The sequence below is a fragment of the Staphylococcus sp. SA22 genome, assembly GCF_054165785.1.
The window spans coordinates 44474-45988 of sequence record NZ_JBSZQY010000011.1 but is presented as its reverse complement, the minus strand read 5'-3'; the positions used below and the strand labels follow the sequence as shown (position 1 = coordinate 45988).

The window sequence follows — 1515 nt, the reverse complement described above, 5'->3', positions numbered from 1 at the left end:
CACCTATGATTATTTAAAAATATTAGTTATAATACATTCAAAAATATTTTTGAATGAGGTGTATGTATGATTCAAACGGTTGTCACTGCTGCTATTCTTTATATTGCTACAGCAGTTGATTTATTAGTAATTTTATTAATATTTTTTGCTAGAGCAAAGACTAGAAAAGAATATAGAGATATTTATGTTGGTCAATATTTAGGGTCTATTATTTTAATATTAGTTAGTTTGTTTTTAGCTTTTGTATTAAATTATGTTCCAGAAAAGTGGATATTAGGTTTATTGGGTTTAATACCAATTTATCTTGGAATTAAAGTGGCTATTTATGATGATTGTGAAGGAGAAAAGAGAGCTAAAAAAGAATTGAATGAAAAAGGATTGTCTAAATTAGTTGGTACGGTTGCAATTGTTACGATAGCAAGTTGTGGCGCCGATAATATTGGTTTATTTGTTCCGTATTTTGTGACATTAAGTGTTACTAATTTATTACTTACTCTGTTTGTCTTTTTAATTTTAATTTTCTTCTTGGTGTTTACTGCACAAAAATTAGCTAATATCCCAGGAATTGGAGAAATTGTTGAGAAATTTAGTCGTTGGATTATGGCTATCATTTATATAGCTTTAGGTTTATTTATTATTATTGAAAATGACACTATTCAAACAATTTTAGGATTTATATTTTAATTTAGGGTGTGATTTTATATGAGTTATGAAAATACTTGTGATGTGATCTGTGTACATGAGGATAAAGTTAACAATGCTTTAAGTTTTTTAGAAGATGATAAATCTAAGAAATTACTTAACATTTTAGAAAAAATTTGTGATGAGAAGAAATTGAAAATCATATTATCTTTGATTAAAGAAGATGAGTTGTGTGTTTGTGATATTTCTTTGATATTGAAAATGAGTGTTGCTTCAACTTCACATCATTTAAGGCTTTTATATAAAAATGAGGTACTTGATTTTTATAAAGATGGAAAGATGGCATATTATTTTATTAAAGACGATGAAATAAGAGAGTTTTTCTCTAAAAATCATGAGGGTTTTTGAAACGAGTTTCTTCTTGTCTTGATACTATATAGAAATAACGTTCTTTTCTAAAATCCTTTTGAAGCGTTGATATGACGGCGTTTCATACTGTTTTGCTTGGGGAAAATAAAATTTGATATAAAAAAACTCCAGTAATATGATTAAGGTGTCTAATCTAAATCAATACTGGAGTTCTTTTTATATGCAATATAATACTACTAGAAGTATAACCGAAAATCAAGATAATAAAACGTTAAAAGATATGACGAAAAGTGGGAAACAACGCCCATGGAGAGAAAAGAAAATAGATAATGTAAGGTTCTGTTGCAAAGTTAAAAAATAAGTGTCTAACCTTATGTTTAAAGTAATACTTTGTATTAACTAGCTAGCATGATGCTAATTACACGGCATGGCGAAAACCCGTAGATCTGAAGAGATCTGCGGTTCTTTTTATATAGTTCATAAATACATTCAATGCCTGTGTAT

At 27.7% G+C, this 1515-nt stretch carries 3 protein-coding genes and 1 pseudogene; 3 read left to right on the top strand and 1 reads right to left on the bottom strand.

Features of this window, described 5'->3' with window-relative positions; all coding sequences use genetic code 11:
* The first annotated feature begins 66 nt into the window (after positions 1 to 66).
* The 3 genes from cadD (at position 67) to ACXQH5_RS10080 (ending at position 1372) form a co-directional block, all read left to right on the top strand.
* Entirely contained in the window at positions 67 to 684 is a 618-nt protein-coding gene (gene cadD / locus ACXQH5_RS10090) for a cadmium resistance transporter CadD (RefSeq protein WP_000616824.1), read from the top strand.
* An 18-nt stretch (positions 685 to 702) separates the two neighbouring features.
* Complete coding sequence (locus ACXQH5_RS10085) at positions 703 to 1050, top strand: ArsR/SmtB family transcription factor (RefSeq protein WP_000119690.1); 348 nt, start codon at positions 703 to 705, stop codon at positions 1048 to 1050.
* Positions 1051 to 1231: 181 nt separating this feature from the next.
* Positions 1232 to 1372 carry a hypothetical protein gene (locus tag ACXQH5_RS10080; RefSeq protein ID WP_001199886.1) on the top strand — a complete coding sequence of 47 codons (141 nt, stop codon included), beginning with the start codon at positions 1232 to 1234 and terminating at the stop codon, positions 1370 to 1372.
* A gap of 34 nt (positions 1373 to 1406) precedes the next feature.
* Here the strand turns inward: ACXQH5_RS10080 and ACXQH5_RS10075 are convergent.
* Positions 1407 to 1515: pseudogene (locus ACXQH5_RS10075) on the bottom strand (IS6 family transposase); the annotation flags it as partial.

What these genes read in the sequence shown, in the direction of transcription:
- ACXQH5_RS10080 (WP_001199886.1), top strand. Translation starts at nt 1,232, where the DNA reads ATGCAATATAATACTACTAGAAGTATAACCGAAAATCAAGATAATAAA.
- cadD (WP_000616824.1), top strand. Translation starts at nt 67, where the DNA reads ATGATTCAAACGGTTGTCACTGCTGCTATTCTTTATATTGCTACAGCA.
- ACXQH5_RS10085 (WP_000119690.1), top strand. Translation starts at nt 703, where the DNA reads ATGAGTTATGAAAATACTTGTGATGTGATCTGTGTACATGAGGATAAA.